This is a genomic window from Auritidibacter sp. NML120636 (genome assembly GCF_003185945.1).
Taxonomy (GTDB): Bacteria; Actinomycetota; Actinomycetes; order Actinomycetales; family Micrococcaceae; genus Auritidibacter; species Auritidibacter ignavus.
On sequence record NZ_QHLO01000014.1, the window covers coordinates 31,860 to 51,316 of the forward strand.

Genomic DNA, 19,457 nt, shown 5'->3' on the forward strand with positions numbered 1-19,457 from the left:
TCGTCATGATTGTGATTGACATCACAGGAACGCCCTGGGTACGATCTTCTTTAACTTGACATCAAGTTCATGTTTATGACGTCATTCACGCCCGGCGTGACGGACGTCGGCCTCCATCCACTCTCACGAACAGGGTTATCAGCGATGTCACTCTTCACGAATTCACAAAAGCGTCTTTCTCCTCGTCGATTCAGCACCAAACTGAAATTCTTTGGTTTCACCGCGGCGACCGCAATTGCCTTGACCGCATGTGGCGGAGAAGGCGATGGCTCAGAGACCATCGTCATCGGTTACTCAGGCCCACTGTCCGGCGGTGCGGCGCTCTATGGTGAAAATGTTCAAGCCGGTCTTGAAATGGCTGTTGAGGAACTCAACGAACAAGGTGTCGAAATTGACGGCACCGAATACAGCGTTGAACTGCGCTCTCTGGACGACGAATATTCGCCGGCCACCGCAGCAACCAACGCTCAGCGTCTGGTGGAGCAAGACGGCGCGCCTGTCGTGGTCATTCCGCACGCTGGTGGCATTAACGCCGCCCAGGAGATCAACACCAGCCGGTCCGAGTTTTTGCTCGCTGCCTACAGCTCCGATCCACGGATCACTCAGCAGGACAACGAGCTCACCATGATGATCCCGGTTCCGTTCACGGCCTACGCAGAGCCTTTCACCAAACACTTCATGGATGACGGAGCCGAAACCCTTGGCCTGCTTGCTACCGCCAGTGAATATGGCCAGCAGTGGACCGACATGATCACCGAAACATGGGACGAAAATGGCGGTGAGGTGCTCAGCAACAACAACTTTGACTACGGTTCGGTGACAGACTTCTCCACCAACGTGTCCCAAGCGATTGCTCAGGATCCGGATGTCCTGCTGGTCGGTGGACCGTCTCAGCCCACCGCGCTGGTGATTGAAGAAGCCCGTGAACAGGGTTATGAGGGCGGATTCCTGGTCATGGACCAAGCGAAGATTGAAGAAATGGAAACGTTCACCGACCCGGAGAATTTGCACAATCTACTCGCCGTCAACCCAACCCGTGAATATGACGAGCCCGGTACGGATGCTCTCGTCGACAAGTTTGCCGAGAGGGTCAACGACGAGCGGCCGATCAATGCCGAAGTCGCCCTGAACTACCAGGCTCTGGGCATCATCGTCACCGCCATGGAAGTCTCCGGTAGCACCGACGATCCGACCGCCATCCGGGAAGCGATCCCCGAAGCCCTTGACCAGGTTGACGATGCGTTCCGCGTTCAGGAATTCCCGTCCGATGTCACCCCTGAAGGAATGTCAGTGGCAGGTACTGGCCACGGCATCTACATCAACGAGGACGGCGACTACGAAAACTTTGAACTGGACTGGTCTGTTTACGACAACCAATAAACCGGCGCCCAGACCATCCCATTGAGCAGGAGCTTACATGGAACTTCTCGTCCAACAGCTATTCAACGGGCTAGCAACCGGTGGCGCCTATTGTTTGGCAGCAATCGGCCTCACGCTCGTCTTCGGTGTCTTGAAGATACCTAACCTGGCCCACGGATCCCTCTACATGTTGGGGGCGTACCTGACCTTCTTCTTCATGACCTCGGTCGGTGTGCACTATGTGCTAGCCATTATTTGCGCAGCAATCGTGATGGGACTCGTCGGCGTGGTCCTGGAGCGCATTGTCTTCCACCCACTCAGAGACTCCCCACATACCCATCACATGATCGCTGCCGCCGGCGCGATGTTCTTCTTCACCGCGCTGGTTCAGCAGGTATGGGGCAACGATTTCCACCGGGTGGATTCCCCACTCACGGGACGCCTGACCATTCTCGAGGCTCAAGTGACCTGGCAACGTATCGTGGTCGTCCTCGTCGCAGTAGTCGTCATGATTATTCTGACCTGGTTCATCAAGAAAACCGCCGCGGGCCAATCGATTGAAGCCATCGAGCAAGACCGTATCGGCGCCTCTCTGGTGGGGATCAACCCCAACAGAGTGTCGATGATGACCTTCGCACTGGCCGGTGTGCTGGTCGCCATCGCCGGTGGCCTCATGGCCCCGGTCAGCTCGATCTCCCCCTTCATGGGAGAAACCATTATGGTCAAGGTCTTCGCCATCATTATTCTCGGTGGCCTCGGATCCATCCCTGGCGCCATCATCGGAGGCTTCGGCCTCGGCGTGGCCGAAGCCTTATCCACCACCTACATTTCCGCAGCTGCCGGTGAAGTCATCGCCTTCGTGCTCCTGGTGGTTGTCCTGGCTGTGAAACCCACTGGTCTCTTCGCGCATAAGGGGGCACGATGAAACTGACACTACAAGGAATAGGCATGATCGCCGTGGCGGTCGCATTACTCTTCGCGCCCCTGGCACTCACCGAGAACCAATACCTTCTCCGCGTACTCACTCAGGCGCTGTGTTATGCCACCGCCGTCTACGGTCTCAACATCATCTTGGGTTATACCGGGCAGTTGTCTCTGGCCCAGGCAGGTTTCTTCGGGATCGGCGTGTACACGGTGGCTCTACTGACCGCCGAGCACGATTGGCCCTTCTGGGGTGCATTCTTTGTCGGAATGATCCTCACTACCGTTGTTGGATTTATCGCCGGGCTCTTCGCGTTGCGTACCCGTGAGGCGTATTTCGCGGTCTTTACGATGGCACTCGGGTTGATCATTTACATGGTCCTGTCCCGCTGGACCAGCGTCACCGGCGGCTACGACGGCGTCCGCGGGATCAAGTTCCCAGAGAATATTGGGCCCATCGATTTCTCTGAACCGACCGTGTTCTACTTCTTAATGGTACTCGTCGTGGCATTCTGCATTTACCTGACCTATACGCTGAAAACCTCGAATGTCGGCCGCACGCTCTTGGCTATCCGCACCTCTGAAGATCTGGCCAGCTCCATCGGCATCAACGTTGGGCTCAATAAGCAACTGGCATTCACCGCCTCAGCCGGCCTGGCCGGCACCGCGGGCGGTCTGTTCGCCAGTGCTCAGGGCTTTATCGAGCCCGAGGTAGCCCATATCGACCTAACCTTCGAACTCTTGATGTTCCTGCTCGTGGGTGGCATGGCCACCGTGATGGGGCCGTTGATCGGCACATTGCTCGTCATGGCGCTGTTCGAGCTCTTCCAGGACTTCCAGTCCTACCGTTTCCTCTTCCTCGGCCCGATCATCATCGCGCTGATCATCTTCATGCCACAAGGACTCATCGGCAAGCTCAATGAACTCATCGCGCGTCGCCGACGGCGCAAGACCACCGCAGCGCCCCAACAATCACAGACGACACAACACACGGAGAAGGAGAGTGTCTCCTCATGCTGATCGAAGTACGTGGCCTAACAAAAACCTTCGGAGGGATCCACGCTGTTGAGGGCGTCGATTTCGAAATCCACGAGGGCGAGATCACCGCGATCATCGGACCGAACGGGGCCGGGAAGTCCACCGTCTTCAATCTGCTGTGTGGGTTTCACAAGCCCAGTGGTGGGCAGGTGATGTTCCGGGGAAAGGATATTACCGGCAACAAACCCCATGTGACCTCCAAGGCTGGCATCGCCCGCACATTCCAGACCACGAAACTCTTCGAGCACAACACCATCGTTGAGAATGTGTTGGCGGGATGCGCTGCCCAAACCTCCTCCACATTATTGGGTGCCGTGCTGAGGACACCGCGATTTCGGCGTGAAGAGCGGGAAAGTATGGACAAAACTCTCGAGCTTCTCGACTTCGTGTCCATTTCCGATTACAAGGATGAGATCGCTGGGAATGCTCCGCAAGAAGTTCAAAAGCGAGCAGCCGTCGCGCTGGCTTTAGCGACAAATCCGTCGCTTCTGCTTCTTGACGAGCCTGCCGCCGGCATCACTGAAGAAGAAACCACACGATTCGGTCAGCTGATTCGCAAAATCTCCTCCAGTGGTATCACGGTGGCGCTTGTTGAGCACAAAATGTCGTTGATTATGAGTCTGGCCGACCGAATTCTCGTCTTAGAACGAGGTCGCAGAATTGCCTGGGGTACGCCCGATGACGTGCGCAATGACCCTCAAGTCATCGCAGCCTATCTCGGGACAGATTCGTCGGATATCTCAACCACCGTAAACACACCAAGCACCGAGGGCTAAAACATCATGCTAGAAATCAACAACATTCATGTCGCCTATGATTCGGTCGATGTCTTACACGATGTGAGCCTGAGAGCGGAGCAAGGGCAACTCACCCTGGTCCTAGGAGCGAACGGGTCGGGAAAATCCACCTTGTTCCGGACGATCTCGGGGCTAATCCGCCCCCACACCGGTAGCATCGAATTTCTTGGCGGTTCCATTGTCTCGCTGAGTTCGAATCGTATTGTGCGTACCGGGATCGCTCAATCGCCGGAGGGTCGGCATCTGTTCCCGATGCTGTCGGTAATGAAGAACCTTAGTCTGGGCAATTATGTGTTGCGCAGCAAGAAGGCCGAGTACGACGAGCTCCTCGACCGGGTATTCCAGCTCTTTCCCATCCTGAAGGAAAAGAGGAACCAAACGGCCGGTTCTCTCTCCGGTGGTCAGCAACAGATGGTCGCCATTGGCCGGGCTTTGATGTCCAACCCCAAGTTGCTCATTTTGGACGAGCCCTCCATTGGTTTGGCGCCACTGGTCACTGAGCAAGTCTTCGAGGCGGTGACGGAGATTAACAAGTCCGGGACAGGGGTGCTTCTGGCCGAACAGAACGCCCGATTGGCCTTGAAGATTGCTACCTATGGGTATGTTCTTGCCGAAGGTCGCGTCGTACTGTCAGGTCCTGCCCACGATCTGCGCGACGACCCGGAGGTTCAGAAGGCGTACTTGGGCCTGTGAACCACCCGTGCCCTCACTAACCGTGACCCCGGCACGGTATAAACTGATGAACTATGGCAAAACGATCAAGAGTAGTGGTCATGATCTTCGCGGTCGCACTATTTTTGGTTGGCATTTTCGTGGCCTACCAGTTCATCCGGGGACTCATTCAACCTCTAGATACCCTGCGTGATCCCTTCCCCGATCAACGCCCCAACCCGGCCCCGATCGAAGAAGGAACCCCAGGGCCGATCAATATTTTATTCGTTGCCTCAGCCTCCCGCGACGATACCTCCGAGGCTCTGGAGGAGAACTTGGAGGACCGGGCGCAATCGCTGTTCGTCGTCCACCTGACGAATTCTCGTCGTTATGCCCAAGCGGTGGCTTTCCCACCCCAGCTCAAGGTTCCCGACCAGCCCTTCACCCTTGGTGAAGCCATGGGTGCCACCCGTGAAGTCTCAACGCTGGTGGCATCCATCGAAACTCTTGTGGACGTTCCCATGGACCACGTCGTGTTGCTCGACCTGAACGCCCTGGCACCTCTGGCCGAAATCACCGGCGGATTTCCCGACCCTGACAGCGAGGACGCCGTGCTTGAACCCAAACAGGTCGGCACTTTAATAGACGACAGCATCACCGAGCACGGCATGTCCCCGACACAGACCGAAACGGTGATGACAGGAATGCTCCAGGCCCTGTCCGAATCAGAGGTGCGACGCAATCCCGGAGTCGCCAAAGACGTAGTAGAGCTTATGCAGGAGAACATGGTGGCCGATAACGGCCTGGACTCCTCCGAGCTGCGCACGCTGATGCGTTCCACCTCTGCCTTGGGAAACATCACCTGGTGCCCTTTGGCCACCGGCGATGGGGGTCGGCAGGCCAATGCGCAGAAACTGGTGGAATTACGCGAACGCTTCCGCAACGACACCCTGGCTGAGTGCTCTTAAAACCGCCTCGGAGGTTCCATACTCCGTCCCAGCCCATAGTTGAATCCGACCTCAAGTTCAGGCTAATCTGTGAGATGTAGACCACAACAGAACGGATTCTTAGCTATGTCGATCACCGCGACGTCAGTCTATTTAGCACAGCGCCCCGAGGGGTTGCCTGATGAGTCGACCTGGGAGATTCGCCAGCACGAACTCCCCACCGAGCTCAACGAGTCAGAAATTCTGGTCAAGGTCAATTACCTCTCCTTGGATCCAGCGATGCGTGGCTGGCTGAACGATGTGCGTTCCTATGTTCCCCCCGTACAGATCGGGGAGATCATGCGCGCGTTGGGCACCGGTGAAGTTCTCGAGTCCAATAACCCCAACTTCTCCCCCGGCGATCGTGTCCAGGGTCTGTTCGGCGTCACCGACTACGCTATCTCCGATGGCCGTGGCGTAACAGGCATTGACCTGGATGTGGCCGCTGAACCCACCTGGTTGGGTGCTCTCGGCATGCCGGGAATGACCGGGTACTTTGGTCTGCTCGATGTCGGAGAACTACAGGATGGCGACACCGTGCTGATCTCAGCAGCAGCCGGCGCCGTCGGCTCGGTGGCCGGCCAATTGGCCAAAGCGCGCGGGTGTCGGGTGATCGGTATTGCCGGTGGCGAGGAGAAATGCGCCTGGTTGACAGAAATCGGGTTCGACGAAGCCATCAACTACAAGAACGAAAAAGTTCTGTCCCGACTCAGGGAGGTCGCTCCCGATGGCATCAACGTGTTCTTCGATAATGTCGGCGGCACGATCCTGGATGCTGGTCTCGCCAATCTCGCCCGCGGTGCCCGCGTGGTGATCTGTGGTGCCATCTCCACGTATAACGACCCCACTCTCGCCCCGGGACCCAGCCGGTACATGTCGCTGCTGGTCTTCCGTGCACGTATGCAGGGCTTCGTGGTCTTTGACTACCGTGATCGCTACCCCGAGGCGGTCGAAGCGATTGCGGCCCACATCTCCAATGGTTCCCTGGTTGCCCGCGAAACCGTCGTCGGCGGTGGCGTACGGGGCTTCCCCGAAGCTTTGTTGGGCCTATTCCAGGGCGTCAACACCGGAAAACTCGTTCTCGAAATCTAATTCTGCGCAGAAAGGCAACACATCATGACAGAAGCGGTTATTGTTTCCACCGCCAGGACTCCAATTGGTCGAGCCTATAAGGGTGCATTCAACGACACCCAGGGCCAGGAACTAGCCGGCCACGCGATCGCGGAGGCGGTCAAGCGTGCCGGCATTTCACCCGAAGAGATTGACGATGTCGTCTTCGGTTGCGCGCTCCAGCAAGGCTCCACCGGCAACAACATCGCCCGCCAGGCTGCTCTGCGCGCCGGCCTGCCGAACACGGTAGCCGGCATGAGCGTGGACCGGCAGTGCGCCTCCGGCCTGATGGCCATTGCCACCGCAGCCAAGGAAATCATCGTCGATGGGTTCGACGTGGCCGTCGGTGGTGGCGTGGAGTCCATCTCATTGGTCCAGAACCAGCAGATGAATACCTACCGTGCCGAGGACCCGTGGCTGGTCGACAACGTGCCCGATACGTACATGCCCATGCTACACACTGCGGAGGTGGTGGCTGAACGCTACGGCGTAACCCGTGCCCAGCAGGATGAGTACGCACTGAGTTCCCAGGAGCGCACCGCCGCCGCCCAGGCGGCCGGTCGCCTCGATGACGAAATCGTGCCGCTACCCTCGACCAAATTGGTCCTCAATAAAGAGACCGGCGAAACCTCTACCGAAGAGGTTGAGCTTACCAAGGATGAGGGTAACCGTCCGTCCACCACCCTCGAGACCCTGCAGGGTCTGAATCCGGTGCTACCCGATGGCACTGTCACCCAGCACTCCACCATTACCGCCGGTAACGCCTCGCAACTGTCCGACGGCGCGTCCGCCTCGGTACTGGTCAGCGATAAGGTCGCTAAAGAACGTGGCCTGACTCCCTTGGGCACCTACCGTGGCATCGCCGTGGCCGGTTGCAAGCCTGATGAAATGGGTATTGGCCCGGTCTTCGCGATCCCGAAGTTGCTCAAACAGCACAACCTGGATCTCAACGACATTGGCCTGTGGGAACTGAACGAAGCCTTCGCTTCTCAGGCCGTGTACTGTCGGGACAAGCTGGGCATCGACCCCGAGAAATACAACGTCAACGGTGGCGGTATCTCTATTGGTCACCCCTACGGCATGACGGGGGCTCGTCTGGTCGGTCACGCTCTGTTGGAAGGTCGCCGTCGCGGTGTGCAGTACGTCGTGGTGACCATGTGTATCGGTGGTGGCATGGGTGCTGCTGGACTGTTCGAGGTGAACAACGCATGAGTCAAGAAGTACTGACCGACATTCGCGACGGAGTCGGCATCATCACCCTGAACCGACCGGAACGTCGCAACGCCCTGAACCACGCTATGCTCACGGGGCTGGCCGATGCCCTGGAGGCCTTCGCAACCGACGATAGCGTCGGCGCGGTGGTGCTGACGGGCGCCGGTGGTGCCTTCTGCTCCGGTGGCGATGTGCAAGGTTTCGCTGAGCAGGGTGGTGAAGGTGGTGGAGCCACCGAGATCGACGACGAGGCAGCTCAAGCCCAGTTGGAAGCCCAGCGCACCACCACCGGCCGGATCTACTCGTTCCCGAAACCGGTCGTGGCCAGCCTGCCCGGTGCCTTTGCCGGGGCCGGTGCTGGTCTCGCGTTGGCCGCCGATCTGCGAATCGGTAGCGAAAAGACGGTGTTTGCCACCGCGTTCGCCAACGTGGGACTCGGTGGCGACTTCGGTGTGGCGTGGTTGCTCAACCAGCTGGTGGGTCCAGCCAAGGCTCGCGAGTACCTTTTCCTGTCTCCGAAGTTGCGTGGTCAACAGTGCTATGAGGCAGGTCTGATCAACCAGATCGTAGCTCACGAGGTCATCGATGAGTCTGCGATCGCCATCGCCTCGCAACTGGCCTCCAGCTCATCGCCGGCACTGCATGCGATCAAGCAGAACCTGCTGGATGCTCCCACCGTGTCCTTGGATGAAGCCATGCAGGCTGAGGTCTACCGGCACAAAGCCACCGGCCTGACCGCAGAGCACCAACGCGCGGTAGAAGCTTTCGTCACTAAGCAAGCACCGGAATTCAGCACGGGCTGGGTGATGGACTAATGACCACCCCGTTCACCGATCAGGTGGCGATCGTCACCGGCGCGGGTGGCGGCATTGGAGCCGCCCTTGCTCAGGCGTTGTTGGAGGCCGGCGCCCGGGTGTTGCTCACCGATCTAGACCAAACCAAGCTCGATGCTCAAGCCGAGGCACTGGCAACTACCTACCACGACCGTTTTGTCACGGTCGCCGGCAACGCCGCCTCACTGGAGGACATTCGAGGCTTCCGTCGTACCGCACACGAAACCTTCGAGGTCGAAGCCATCGACCTTTATGTTGCCAACGCCGGCATCGCCGGCGCTGCTGGCCTGGAAGTCAGCGACGAGGACTGGAATAAGGCCATCGAGATCAATGTGATGGCCCACGTCCGGGCAGCGCAGGTCTTCGTCCCCGACTGGATCGAGCGTGGGAGCGGTCATTTCCTCTCCACTGCCTCGGCGGCCGGTCTGCTGACTCAGATCGGTTCGGCCGTGTATGCGGTCACCAAGCACGCAGCGGTGTCATTTGCGGAGTGGCTGTCGATCACCTACGGACATCAGGGGATCGACGTCTCCTGCCTCTGTCCGCTGGGGGTCAATACCGACCTGCTGATGGACTTGGCCTCCGCCGATGATGCCTCCCGGGCTGCTCACCAATCGGTGACCGCCAGCGCCGAAGTGCTCAGCCCCGAGCAGGTTGCCGAGCATACCCTGGTTGCCCTCGAGCGCAAGGACTTCTTGATCCTGCCGCACGAACAGCTCAAGACCTATATCTCACGCAAAAACAGCGACTACCCACGCTGGATGGAAGGGATGCGCCGGTACCAGGACACCCTCCTTGCAGAAACCACATCAGACTCATAACACCCCACAACAGGAGAACGTCATGGATTTCAGTTTCTCAGATCGTTGTCAGGATTACCGGCAACGACTCCTCGACTTTATGGACGAACACATCTACCCAGCCGAGCCGGTCTTCGAACAACAGATGCACGAATCCGGGGATGACAACTTCCACCCACCGATCATGGAAGAGCTCAAGGCCGAAGCCAAATCCCGCGGTCTGTGGAACCTGTTCCACCCCCACGCCAATGAAGAGTGGGGTAGCCCGGGCCTGTCGAACCTCGACTACGCTCCCCTGGCCGAGATCATGGGCCGTAGCCCGGGCTTGGCTCCCGAGGCCACCAACTGCAATGCTCCCGATACCGGAAACATGGAAGTTCTGGAGCTGTTCGGAACTGAGGAGCACCGCGAGCGCTGGCTCAAACCGCTGCTGGCTGGCGAGATCGCTTCAGCCTTCTGCATGACCGAGCCCGAGGTGGCCAGCTCCGATGCCACTAATATCCAGCTGCGGATGGAACGCAACGGTGATCACTACATCCTCAACGGCCGTAAGTGGTTCGCATCCAACGCCCTGCACCCGCTATGTCGTGTGCTGATCGTGATGGGTAAGACCGACCCTGAGGCTGATACGCACCGCCAACAGTCGATGATGGTTGTCCCCATCGACGCACCGGGTGTCACCGTAGTCCGCGGCCTGCCGGTCTTCGGCTACATGGATCGTGAGGGTCACGCAGAAGTGACCTTCGAAAACGTCAAGGTTCCCGTAACCGACCTGCTGGCCGGAGAAGGCGACGGCTTCAAGATCAGCCAGGCCCGCTTGGGCCCGGGACGCATCCATCACTGTATGCGCACCATCGGTGCCGCCGAGCGTGCCCTAGATCTGATGATCACTCGTGCCCAGAGTCGCGAAACCTTCGGTCAGCCACTTTCCGAGCGGGCCAACATCCAGGACTGGATTGCCGAGTCTCGCATTGAGATCGAAATGAACCGGTTGCTGGTGCTTAAGGCCGCCTGGCTGATGGACACCGTGGGTAACCGTGAGGCGCGCACCGAGATTGCCGCGATCAAGGTGGCCGCCCCGAACATGGCCTTGAAGGTCATCGACCGGGCGATTCAGGTCCATGGTGGTGGCGGTGTCACCAATGACTTCCCGCTGGCCGAGTTCTGGGCTGCTCAGCGCACCCTGCGGTTGGCCGATGGCCCTGATGAGGTCCACAAGCGCACCATTGCTCGCATGGAACTCAAGCGTCTACGCGACACCGTAGCGAAATAATAGCCTGCAGGCAGTCGAGGCCAGAATCAGATCCCGCACCGTGCTGGGATTCTGCTTCTGGCCTCTTGGTTTAACGACATGGGTGCCCTCGATCAGCGCAGACACCAGGGCACCAGAAAAAAGAACGATTCAGAGAGAAAAGAAAAACTTAGTCCTGATCGATGCTGGCGTGATCGATGCTGAGCGCGCCACACCACATGCGAGTGGTGGTCGCCACCAGCTCATCGATGGTGTAGTTCGTAGCGTTCAGAGCAAAGTTGAAGTATGCCAGGCGGGAGACCATCCCAGACAACGCACGAGAGGCAAGAATGGGATCTAGGTTGGCATCAGCAAGTCCGCGTCGCTGTAACTCTTCGATCGAATGGGCATTGCGTTCAATAAAACGCATGCCCCGCTCGTAGCGAAGCTTCATAAAATTCGGATCAACCTGGGCAACTTCTTCCATTAGTCCCATAAGCTTTGCGTTGGACTGGTAAGACTCGAAATAATGGCGGTTGCTGGCTTCAATAACCTCGGCCGGATCGGCACCTTCGGTATCTCCCACCGAGAGGTGCAACATCTCGTTCTTGGCCGTTTCCATCAGAGCCTCGAAGATTTCTTCTTTCGAGGTGAAATACGTATAAAAAGTCCCGGTCGAACAACCGGCTTCGACGGTGATATCGGTCAGCCGTGCATCCAAATAGCCGTCACGTTCGAACACCACCCGCGCTGCCCGCAACAGCGCTGCCCGAGTCTTTTCACCGCGTGCAGTACGTGGCTTTAACGTTGACTCTGGCATCGGTGGCTCCTTGGACTGGGGATGGTGTTCGAACGATGTAGACTTGTGCGACTCTACAACAGGTGCGGCACGCTACAGAGTGATATCGACCAACGGCGCGAGGTCTTCGCGGTGGGTACCGGGGGTGCCCAAGCCCAGCTGGTCGGCTTTAGCCCGCTTCAAAAGCAGGTGAATCGGGAACTCCCAGGTCATCCCATTACCACCGTGGAGCTGGACGGCTTCCTCAGCAGCCTTGACCGCCACGTCCGCGTTATAGGATGCCGCCACCGCGGTCGCGATGGGCAGATCCTGATCGGCATCGTTCAGCACTCCGGCTGCGTAGCGAGCCGCGGCCTGTGCGGAGGTCACCTGCAGATACAGATCGGCCAGCCGGTGCTTGATGGCCTGGAAGGAACCGATCGGGCGAGCGAACTGGATACGGGTCTTCACGTATTCGACCGTGGTGGTCAAGCACTGATAGGCCACACCGTACTGTTCACTGGCCAGTAGCGCCGTGGCACTGCGCAATCCGAAGTCCACCGCCGCCACGGCCTGGTCGCCACTGGCCAGCACGGTACCTTCTCCAAGACCAGACACGGTCGCCAGGGGCCGGGACATATCCAGGCTGGTCACCGGTTCAACGGTGGCCTGCTCAGCTTCGATGAGGTGCAGGTTGACACCATCGGCCGAAGCCAAGGGCACCAACAGCAAATCCGCACCCCAGGCACCGGCTACCGGGGTAACCGAGCTACCCGCCTCAACGGCAGACCAGTGTCGAGCACGAGCGCTGAACGGTAGCACCAAGGCAGCGGTCTTTTCGCCGCTGGCCAGCTGTTCCAACGCGTCACCAGCCTCGAGGTGGTTCAACACCTGGGTGGCCAACACCGAGGAGGTCAAAAACGGCACCGGTGCCACAGCACCACCGAGTTCTTCCAGCACGGTGGCCGCTTCACGCGGTCCGCCACCAAATCCGCCGTGGTCCTCGCTGATCAACAGGCCGGCCAAGCCAATCTCACCGGCCAGAGCGTCCCACAGTGCAGTGTGCCAGGGCTGGGGGTTGTCGTAGAGATCGGCGACATCAGCCGAGCTCAAGTGTCGCGACAGTGCATCTTTGACCGCATCGCGCAGGTCGGTTTCATCTTCGGTATACAGCAAATTGGTCATCGTGGCACATCCTTGAAGGGAATTCCTTTATCGGGGCGAGCTTCTTGGGGCAGACCGAGTACGCGCTCAGCTACCACATTGCGCATGATTTCTGAGGAACCGCCTTCGATCGAGTTCCCCTTGGCACGCAGGTAGCGGAATCCGGCATCGCGACCCAAGAAATCTGCCTTCGTGGGACGACGCAGCTCCCAATCCTCATAGACCAGGCCTGCATCCGGATCGAGCTCGAGGGCCACACCGGTGACCGCCTGAGCCTGAGTGGCAAAGGCCAACTTCAGCGCCGAAGATTCTGGTCCGGGCTGACCAACTTCCAGTTGTTGGCGCACTCGCTCACCCACCAGCCGGGTGACTTCGGTTTCCACCCACCAGTGCAAAATCTCTTGTTGTGCAGCGGGGGTCCGTAGTTGCGGGTTCTCCCGCCATTGACGAGCCAACAGCCCAATCTGACCGGCTTCACGATCGGCCCCAGCACCAATGGCAACACGCTCATTATTCAGCGTGGCATTGGCGACCCGCCAGCCTTCGCCGGTCTCACCAACACGGTCTGCATCAGGAATCTTCACATCCTGCAGGAAGACCTCGTTGAACTCGGCTTCACCGGTGATCTGGCGTAAGGGGCGGACCTCGACTCCCGGGTCTGACATATCAACCAGGAAGTAGGTCATGCCGGCGTGCTTGGGTACCTCAATGTCAGTTCGGGCTACCAGAATCGCCCGCTGAGCCTGGTGGGCCACCGAGGTCCAGACCTTCTGACCGTTGACCGTCCAGGTATCTCCATCCAACACCGCGCGGGTAGACACCGCGGCCAAGTCAGAGCCGGCACCGGGCTCGGAGAAGAGCTGGCACCAGATTTCTTCGCTGGTGTAGAGCGGGCGCAGGTACTTGTTCTGCTGCTCTTCGGTACCCTTAGCGATCAGGGTCGGAGCGACCATACCCAGACCAATGCCGTTACCGTTGGTATCTGGGCCAGGTGCGCCGGCTTCTGCCAGGCGAGCATTGACGAAGTCGTTGTACTCGCGCGGTAGGCCCAGGCCACCGTGTCCCTCAGGGAAATGCACCCAGGCGAGACCGGCATCAAAGCGGGCTCCGAGGAATTCTTGAACATTGGAGGTATCGTGTTCGGCCAGGAGGCGATCTATCCTCTCGGATAGCAGCTGGACGGGATCAGTCACGAGACACTCTCCCTTCTTTCTCTATGTTGTGTGTATCCGTTGGGGGGCTATATTGCGGTCATCTAGAGATGGTCTAGGACCGTTGCGGGGCGCTGGAGACTCGCACGCCCTGGTCACGGAGCTCATCCCGGTCGATGGCGCGTTTCAGGATTTTGCCGGTCGCCCCCTTGGGCAGCGACTCCACGAAATGATAGATCCGCGGAATCTTGTAGTGCGCCAAATACTCGCCCAGCCATTCCTTCAATGCGGGCGCATCGGGGGTCGCATCGGGGCGCAAGGTAATCACCGCGGCAATTTCTTCACCCAGATGCTCGTCGGGCACCCCGGCTACGGCGACTTCCACCACATCCGGATGGGTGTAGAGCACTTCTTCAACCTCGCGCGGGTAGACGTTGTAGCCACCCCGAATGATCAAATCCTTTTTCCGGTCCACAATGAAGACATAGCCATCTTCATCAATCCGTCCCAGGTCACCGGTGCGGAACCAGCGACCGGTGAAGGTCGCGGCGGTCGCATCAGGACGGCCCCAGTATTCTTTCATCACAACCGGGCCATCGAGCGCGATCTCACCGATCTCATTCACGCCCAGCTCTTGGCCATTATCGTCCAAGATGGTGACGTCGACGCCTTCCACCGGCAGACCGATACTGCCTTCTTTGCGGGTCGCATGGGGCCGGTTTCCGATGCCGTACCCGGTGGTTTCGGTCAGACCGTAGCCTTCAATAACATCTCCGCCGAAGGCTTGATAGAACTTCTTAGCCACCTGGATGGGCAGAGCAGCTCCACCGGAGGTCACCTTCTGCATGTTCGAAAAGTCCTCGGGGCGGTAGGGATTCGGTACGTGCAACATCGCGTTCCACATGGTCGGCACCCCGGATGCTGAAGTGAGTTGGTGCTTGACCATCATCTCCATCATCCCGTGCGGGGTGAACGGGCGAAGTAGCGATAAGCTTGCCCCGCCATGAAAGACGGTGTGCATCACCGCTACTTGTGCAAACACATGGAACATCGGCAACCCCGTGCCCAGACTGTCCGAGGAGCCCAACTCGTTGGTGGTTGCGGCCATGCGACCGCAGGCCATGATGTTGTTGTGCGTCAGCACCGCACCTTTCGGACGTCCGGTGGTCCCGGAGGTGTACAGAATAGCCATCGGGGTTCCATCGGCGAGATCGGCGGGATCAGCCAGGGAGTCGGCGACCAGATCGTCAAAAACCCCAGGCTCCAGGAGCCAGGTGGAGACATCTGTGGCCTCGGCAGCTTTCTCGAGTTGTTCGAAACCTTTGCCGTCTTCCTTCCACCCCAAGGCCAGCACAGGTTCTGAGTCCTCGATGAAGTACTGCAGTTCGCGAGCGGTGCAGGCTGCGTTGACGGTCACCGCGATAGCGCCCAGCGCAGCCAAGGCGTGATAGGCCAGCACGAACTCCGCTGAGGTGGGTACCACGAAAAGAACCCGATCCCCCGGTTGGATGCCACGGCGCTGAAATTCGGGGATCACACCGCTGATGTTGCGAGCGAGCCGGTCATACGACCAGATACGTTCGGCCTCATCGACCCCTTCACGCAAGGCGTTGGCTTCAGGTTGTTGCTGGGCGTGATTCCAGATGATGTCTACCAAATTGGTCATGGCGGTCCTTCTCCACATTAAGATGTGATCTACCTCTCACCTAGCTTATATCGAACTTGAGATCAGATTCAAGACAACTGCGCAAGAGAAAAATGATCCATTGAATCCGAGTTCAGGTTCACTTAACATGAAGGTGATATAGCTCACCTACGAGAAGGAGATATCACGATGGTAGAAGTCACCACCGTCAGCTCGATCGCCGAACTGAAAGAACTCCAGGGCAAGGAACTGGGCCCTACGGAGTGGTACACGGTTGATCAGGATAAAGTCAACGCTTTCGCCGATGCCACCGAAGATCATCAGTGGATCCACATCGATGTCGAACGAGCCAAGGCCAGCCCGTTGGGTGGCACCATTGTTCACGGGCTGTTCACGCTGTCGCTGGGCCCGTATTTCTCTGAGCAGCTGATTCAGCTGGAGGGCTTTACCCACACCTTGAACTACGGATATAACAAGGTCCGTTTCCCCCATCCCCTACCGGTGGGGACCCGAATTCGCGTGACCTCGACAATTTCTTCAGTGGAAGAAGTCGGCGAGGGTTCAGCCCAGGTCACCACCGTGCAGGTGTATGAGGCCGAAGGTATTGAAAAGCCGGTTTGTGTTGCCGAGGCCCTGGGACGTTACACAGAGTAATTACTCAGTAAGTCGCTCAGCTGAGCGCGAGTGCTGGCGGCATCGGTGTGGCGGATGGCTCCCATCCCCAACCGGGCCGCTGCATCGAGATTATGCTGAAGATCGTCAATCATCACCGTCTGCTCAGGAGCTACCTCGAGCTTCTGGCAGGCGGTGAGGTATGCCACGCGTGAGGGCTTGCGTGCACCAATGACTCCGGAGATGGTGACCGCATCGAACATGGACTCCAGTTCAAAGCCAGCATAGGTATTGTCGCCAAACGAGTTCGACAGCAAGCCGGTAGGGATACCGGCTTGACGAATTTCTGCCACGAGATCGATGGTCTCCCGGTCCGGGTGGAGGTAAGACTGTATCTCCTCAATGGTCCCGCGATCAGGCACCTGCAGTCCGTGCTCCGCCAGTTCCTCGTGGTAGCCCTGTTCGAATTCGGCCGCGGAGATGCGACCTTCTTCGTGGGCACCGAGCAACTTGGCAGAGGCGGATCCTTTGGTACCCAGGATCTTCAACGGCAGGTCACGGTTACCGTACTTGTCTCCGAACGCTTGGAATCCTGCCAGCAACGAGGTGGTCAGCACTCCGCCGAAGTCAAACATCACGGCAGAGTACTGACCAGAGCTGGCACCATCAGATGGTGTCGGCCGCTGATTAGTCAAAGGGACCGCCACCTGCATAAATAACCTGACCGTTCACGTAGCCAGCGCCTTCGGAAATCAGGAAGGAGGCCAGGTGGGCAACGTCGTCGGGCTTACCGCTGCGGGCAACCGGGATCTGCGCAACGGTTTTTTCAATAAATTCGTCGAAGCTGATACCAATGCGTTCGGCCGTGGCAGCGGTCATATCCGATTCGATAAAACCGGGGGCAATTGCATTGGTGGTGACACCGAATTTACCCAGCTCGATCGCCAGGGTCTTGGTAAAGCCCTGCAGACCAGCCTTGGCAGCGGAGTAGTTGGCCTGACCACGACTGCCTAAGGCTGAAACACTGGAGAGATTCACGATACGACCGAAGCCAGCCTCCGTCATATGCTTCTGGGTTTCGCGCGACATCAGGAACGTACCGCGCAAGTGCACACCCATCACGGCATCCCAGTCGTCCACGGTCATCTTGAACAGCAGGTTGTCGCGGATGATGCCGGCGTTGTTGACCAGCACGGTCGGGGCGCCGAGCTCATCGGCAACCTTGGCAACAGCGGCCTTGACCGAGTCTTCATCGGAGACATCAGCGCCGACGGCCAGGGCCTGGCCACCGGCGGAGGTGATGGCATCGACGGTCTTCTGGGACTGCTCTTCGGCCAGATCCAGCACCGCAACTTTCAGGCCATCAGAGGCCAGACGCTGGGCAATGGCTGCACCGATGCCGCGACCGGCACCGGTAACGATGGCAACGCGTGGTTCAGTAGTGGACATGGGGTACTCCTTCAAATCGAGTTGGAATCGAGGAAAACCAGGGGTCGGGGGCTAACGGAGCTTCAGGCTACCGGAATCCGGTGCCAGCCAGCTGAGCTGACGATCGTGGGCCAGTCGCTGGTCGAGTTTGTCACCGAGCTCGTCATTCCAGGCGGTCGACCGCCGCGTGGACATATCGACGTGAATATCGGCGAATTCGGCCATCGAGGCCACCTCGCCGGTGGTGAGATTCGCAGCAATGGCCACACCGCGCAAGAGTTTCGCGTTGCGGTCCACTAGGCGCACATAGCCACCGAGTTTGGCACCGATCTGGATTTCATGGGCGAAGGTCACGTGCTGTTCCAGCGTAAAGGTGCTGCGTCCATGGGTCTGGATGTAGTCGGGGGTGATGCCCATGGACATCAGACCGTAGTGCAGGGTGTGCATCAAGAACTCGTAGTGCCCCAAGACGTTGACGTGATCGTTGTAGTCACGCCACCGTTCGGGGGCGGTCACAGAATAAACCTGCTCGAGCTCTCCCAGCTCATCGAGAGTGGGAATGTAGATGCGCTGGGAGGATGCCTCGGTGCTCATGCGCGCAGGACCACCTTTCCGGTCGCGGTGCGCGTTTCCAGAACTTGTAGGGCTTTGCTGGCCTCAGCGAGATCAAAGACCGGGCCGAGCGGTGGCACCAGACGACCGGCGGCCAGGTGCTCTTCCATATCGGCGAACTGCTCGGCAATAAAGCCGGGCTTGTTCAGCCCAAAGGCACCCCAGCCGACACCGACCACCGAAATATTGTTCAGCAGCAGGCGGTTGACCTTGACCTCGGGGATGGAACCGGCGGTAAAGCCGATAACCAATAGTCGACCCTCCGGCTTCAGGGCGCGCAACGAGTCGGTGAAGCGGTCACCTCCAACCGGGTCCACCACAATGTCCACGGAAGACCGGCCGAGTTCCTCGAGGAAATTCTCGGAGTTCACCACACGGTCGGCGCCGGCCGCGCGGGCGATCTCGGCCTTCTCTTCGGTGGAGGTCACGCCAATCACCTCGCGAGCGCCGAAAGCTTTGGCGATCTGAATCGCGGAGGTACCGATACCGCCGGCGGCACCGTGAACGAGGACGGTGTCCTCGGAGCTCATCGCCCCGCGACGGCGGAGCGCGAACTGGCAGGTGCAGTAGTTGAACAAAAAGGCTGCCCCCTGCTCAAAGCTGATGTTGTCCGGGAGTTTGAAGGTCAGGTCAGCCCGGGCGGTGACTTTCTCGGCGAACCCACCGAGCAAGCACAGCGCTGCCACGCGGTCTCCGGGAACCAGTCCGGTGGACTCGGGGGCGTCGAGGACTTCGCCGGAGACTTCGGCTCCGGGGATGAACGGCAAATCAGGCTTCATCTGGTACTGCCCGCGCGTTTGAAGCAGTTCTGGAAAGGCCACCCCGGCGGCCTTGACCTGGATCAGTACTTCCTTATCGGGGTCAGTGACAACGGGGTCATCGACCTCGTTAAATTCGATGGCTTCGGGTCCTTCTAGTTGTGTGATCTGTATCGCACGCATACACCAAACATAGATGAACTTGAGTCCAGATTCAATAATGGGGTGTATCAAAGAATGTGGACGGGCGTAGTGCCTCATGTCAAACTGAGCGCGAAGGGTAAGTCGTGCCTCACAGATCGTGAGCGCGAGAGGTCGCGTGGCTGCAGTGTCGTGCCTCAGCTAGTTTGAGCGCGAAAACTTGGGTTAGC

The 19,457-nt window shown here is 58.8% G+C and carries 20 protein-coding genes; 12 read left to right on the top strand and 8 right to left on the bottom strand.

Annotation, left to right across the window (positions count from 1 at the left end):
• Positions 1 to 144: 144 nt before the first annotated feature.
• The 11 genes from DCC25_RS10265 to DCC25_RS10315 all read left to right on the top strand — a co-directional run bounded on the left by DCC25_RS10265 (position 145) and on the right by DCC25_RS10315 (position 10,980).
• Positions 145 to 1,380 carry an ABC transporter substrate-binding protein gene (locus DCC25_RS10265; protein ID WP_158524781.1) on the top strand — a complete coding sequence of 412 codons (1,236 nt, stop codon included), beginning with the start codon at positions 145 to 147 and terminating at the stop codon, positions 1,378 to 1,380.
• 37 nt (positions 1,381 to 1,417) lie between these two features.
• Positions 1,418 to 2,284, top strand: a complete 867-nt coding sequence (locus tag DCC25_RS10270; RefSeq protein WP_110101610.1) for a branched-chain amino acid ABC transporter permease — start codon at positions 1,418 to 1,420, stop codon at positions 2,282 to 2,284.
• Positions 2,281 to 3,300, top strand: coding sequence for a branched-chain amino acid ABC transporter permease (locus DCC25_RS10275; protein ID WP_110101611.1), 1,020 nt, complete (start codon positions 2,281 to 2,283; stop codon positions 3,298 to 3,300). Before DCC25_RS10270 ends, DCC25_RS10275 begins: the two co-directional genes overlap by 4 nt.
• Positions 3,294 to 4,094 (top strand): ABC transporter ATP-binding protein, encoded by an 801-nt coding sequence (locus tag DCC25_RS10280; RefSeq protein ID WP_110101612.1) that lies wholly within the window; start codon positions 3,294 to 3,296, stop codon positions 4,092 to 4,094. Before DCC25_RS10275 ends, DCC25_RS10280 begins: the two co-directional genes overlap by 7 nt.
• A gap of 6 nt (positions 4,095 to 4,100) precedes the next feature.
• Positions 4,101 to 4,808 (top strand): ABC transporter ATP-binding protein, encoded by a 708-nt coding sequence (locus DCC25_RS10285; RefSeq protein WP_110101613.1) that lies wholly within the window; start codon positions 4,101 to 4,103, stop codon positions 4,806 to 4,808.
• An 80-nt stretch (positions 4,809 to 4,888) separates the two neighbouring features.
• Complete coding sequence (locus DCC25_RS10290; RefSeq protein ID WP_110101614.1) at positions 4,889 to 5,734, top strand: hypothetical protein; 846 nt, start codon at positions 4,889 to 4,891, stop codon at positions 5,732 to 5,734.
• A gap of 105 nt (positions 5,735 to 5,839) precedes the next feature.
• Positions 5,840 to 6,844, top strand: coding sequence for an NADP-dependent oxidoreductase (locus DCC25_RS10295; protein WP_199223149.1), 1,005 nt, complete (start codon positions 5,840 to 5,842; stop codon positions 6,842 to 6,844).
• A 24-nt stretch (positions 6,845 to 6,868) separates the two neighbouring features.
• Entirely contained in the window at positions 6,869 to 8,074 is a 1,206-nt protein-coding gene (locus DCC25_RS10300) for an acetyl-CoA C-acyltransferase (protein WP_110099246.1), read from the top strand.
• Positions 8,071 to 8,889 (top strand): enoyl-CoA hydratase-related protein, encoded by an 819-nt coding sequence (locus DCC25_RS10305; protein WP_110099245.1) that lies wholly within the window; start codon positions 8,071 to 8,073, stop codon positions 8,887 to 8,889. Before DCC25_RS10300 ends, DCC25_RS10305 begins: the two co-directional genes overlap by 4 nt.
• The gene (locus DCC25_RS10310) at positions 8,889 to 9,728 is read left to right on the top strand and encodes an SDR family oxidoreductase (protein WP_110101615.1); all 840 of its coding nucleotides are present in this window, start codon (positions 8,889 to 8,891) and stop codon (positions 9,726 to 9,728) included. Before DCC25_RS10305 ends, DCC25_RS10310 begins: the two co-directional genes overlap by 1 nt.
• A 22-nt stretch (positions 9,729 to 9,750) precedes the next feature.
• Positions 9,751 to 10,980 (top strand): acyl-CoA dehydrogenase family protein, encoded by a 1,230-nt coding sequence (locus tag DCC25_RS10315; RefSeq protein ID WP_110099243.1) that lies wholly within the window; start codon positions 9,751 to 9,753, stop codon positions 10,978 to 10,980.
• A 148-nt stretch (positions 10,981 to 11,128) separates the two neighbouring features.
• On the opposite strand, the gene DCC25_RS10320 is transcribed toward DCC25_RS10315, so the two are convergent.
• The 4 genes from DCC25_RS10320 to DCC25_RS10335 form a co-directional block, all read right to left on the bottom strand.
• Positions 11,129 to 11,758, bottom strand: a complete 630-nt coding sequence (locus DCC25_RS10320) for a TetR/AcrR family transcriptional regulator (RefSeq protein ID WP_110099242.1) — start codon at positions 11,756 to 11,758, stop codon at positions 11,129 to 11,131.
• A gap of 72 nt (positions 11,759 to 11,830) precedes the next feature.
• Positions 11,831 to 12,901 carry an acyl-CoA dehydrogenase family protein gene (locus tag DCC25_RS10325; RefSeq protein WP_110101616.1) on the bottom strand — a complete coding sequence of 357 codons (1,071 nt, stop codon included), beginning with the start codon at positions 12,899 to 12,901 and terminating at the stop codon, positions 11,831 to 11,833.
• Entirely contained in the window at positions 12,898 to 14,073 is a 1,176-nt protein-coding gene (locus tag DCC25_RS10330; protein WP_110101617.1) for an acyl-CoA dehydrogenase family protein, read from the bottom strand. The genes DCC25_RS10325 and DCC25_RS10330 overlap by 4 nt, the downstream gene beginning before the upstream one ends.
• Positions 14,074 to 14,146: 73 nt before the next feature.
• Complete coding sequence (locus tag DCC25_RS10335; RefSeq protein WP_110101618.1) at positions 14,147 to 15,697, bottom strand: class I adenylate-forming enzyme family protein; 1,551 nt, start codon at positions 15,695 to 15,697, stop codon at positions 14,147 to 14,149.
• A gap of 168 nt (positions 15,698 to 15,865) precedes the next feature.
• Here DCC25_RS10335 and DCC25_RS10340 point away from each other — a divergent pair, with 168 nt between their 5' ends.
• Positions 15,866 to 16,330 carry a MaoC family dehydratase gene (locus DCC25_RS10340; protein ID WP_110101619.1) on the top strand — a complete coding sequence of 155 codons (465 nt, stop codon included), beginning with the start codon at positions 15,866 to 15,868 and terminating at the stop codon, positions 16,328 to 16,330.
• Here the strand turns inward: DCC25_RS10340 and DCC25_RS10345 are convergent.
• From DCC25_RS10345 to DCC25_RS10360, 4 genes are read right to left on the bottom strand one after another with little or no spacing between them, the layout of a single operon-like run.
• Positions 16,318 to 16,983 (bottom strand): HAD family phosphatase, encoded by a 666-nt coding sequence (locus tag DCC25_RS10345; protein ID WP_199445918.1) that lies wholly within the window; start codon positions 16,981 to 16,983, stop codon positions 16,318 to 16,320. The genes DCC25_RS10340 and DCC25_RS10345 overlap by 13 nt on opposite strands.
• A complete protein-coding gene (fabG, locus tag DCC25_RS10350; RefSeq protein WP_110101621.1) occupies positions 16,976 to 17,737 on the bottom strand; it encodes a 3-oxoacyl-ACP reductase FabG in 762 nt (253 codons plus the stop codon). The genes DCC25_RS10345 and fabG overlap by 8 nt, the downstream gene beginning before the upstream one ends.
• Before the next feature lie 51 nt (positions 17,738 to 17,788).
• Complete coding sequence (locus DCC25_RS10355; RefSeq protein ID WP_110101622.1) at positions 17,789 to 18,310, bottom strand: thioesterase family protein; 522 nt, start codon at positions 18,308 to 18,310, stop codon at positions 17,789 to 17,791.
• Entirely contained in the window at positions 18,307 to 19,269 is a 963-nt protein-coding gene (locus DCC25_RS10360) for an NADPH:quinone oxidoreductase family protein (RefSeq protein WP_110101623.1), read from the bottom strand. Before DCC25_RS10360 ends, DCC25_RS10355 begins: the two co-directional genes overlap by 4 nt.
• Between the last annotated feature and the right edge of the window lie 188 nt (positions 19,270 to 19,457).

What these genes read in the sequence shown, in the direction of transcription:
- DCC25_RS10285 (WP_110101613.1), top strand. Translation starts at nt 4,101, where the DNA reads ATGCTAGAAATCAACAACATTCATGTCGCCTATGATTCGGTCGATGTC.
- DCC25_RS10300 (WP_110099246.1), top strand. Translation starts at nt 6,869, where the DNA reads ATGACAGAAGCGGTTATTGTTTCCACCGCCAGGACTCCAATTGGTCGA.
- DCC25_RS10290 (WP_110101614.1), top strand. Translation starts at nt 4,889, where the DNA reads ATGATCTTCGCGGTCGCACTATTTTTGGTTGGCATTTTCGTGGCCTAC.
- DCC25_RS10340 (WP_110101619.1), top strand. Translation starts at nt 15,866, where the DNA reads ATGGTAGAAGTCACCACCGTCAGCTCGATCGCCGAACTGAAAGAACTC.
- DCC25_RS10320 (WP_110099242.1), bottom strand. Translation starts at nt 11,758, where the DNA reads ATGCCAGAGTCAACGTTAAAGCCACGTACTGCACGCGGTGAAAAGACT.
- DCC25_RS10280 (WP_110101612.1), top strand. Translation starts at nt 3,294, where the DNA reads ATGCTGATCGAAGTACGTGGCCTAACAAAAACCTTCGGAGGGATCCAC.
- DCC25_RS10315 (WP_110099243.1), top strand. Translation starts at nt 9,751, where the DNA reads ATGGATTTCAGTTTCTCAGATCGTTGTCAGGATTACCGGCAACGACTC.
- DCC25_RS10275 (WP_110101611.1), top strand. Translation starts at nt 2,281, where the DNA reads ATGAAACTGACACTACAAGGAATAGGCATGATCGCCGTGGCGGTCGCA.
- DCC25_RS10310 (WP_110101615.1), top strand. Translation starts at nt 8,889, where the DNA reads ATGACCACCCCGTTCACCGATCAGGTGGCGATCGTCACCGGCGCGGGT.
- DCC25_RS10325 (WP_110101616.1), bottom strand. Translation starts at nt 12,901, where the DNA reads ATGACCAATTTGCTGTATACCGAAGATGAAACCGACCTGCGCGATGCG.
- DCC25_RS10305 (WP_110099245.1), top strand. Translation starts at nt 8,071, where the DNA reads ATGAGTCAAGAAGTACTGACCGACATTCGCGACGGAGTCGGCATCATC.
- DCC25_RS10335 (WP_110101618.1), bottom strand. Translation starts at nt 15,697, where the DNA reads ATGACCAATTTGGTAGACATCATCTGGAATCACGCCCAGCAACAACCT.
- fabG (WP_110101621.1), bottom strand. Translation starts at nt 17,737, where the DNA reads ATGTCCACTACTGAACCACGCGTTGCCATCGTTACCGGTGCCGGTCGC.
- DCC25_RS10295 (WP_199223149.1), top strand. Translation starts at nt 5,840, where the DNA reads ATGTCGATCACCGCGACGTCAGTCTATTTAGCACAGCGCCCCGAGGGG.
- DCC25_RS10270 (WP_110101610.1), top strand. Translation starts at nt 1,418, where the DNA reads ATGGAACTTCTCGTCCAACAGCTATTCAACGGGCTAGCAACCGGTGGC.
- DCC25_RS10355 (WP_110101622.1), bottom strand. Translation starts at nt 18,310, where the DNA reads ATGAGCACCGAGGCATCCTCCCAGCGCATCTACATTCCCACTCTCGAT.
- DCC25_RS10360 (WP_110101623.1), bottom strand. Translation starts at nt 19,269, where the DNA reads ATGCGTGCGATACAGATCACACAACTAGAAGGACCCGAAGCCATCGAA.
- DCC25_RS10265 (WP_158524781.1), top strand. Translation starts at nt 145, where the DNA reads ATGTCACTCTTCACGAATTCACAAAAGCGTCTTTCTCCTCGTCGATTC.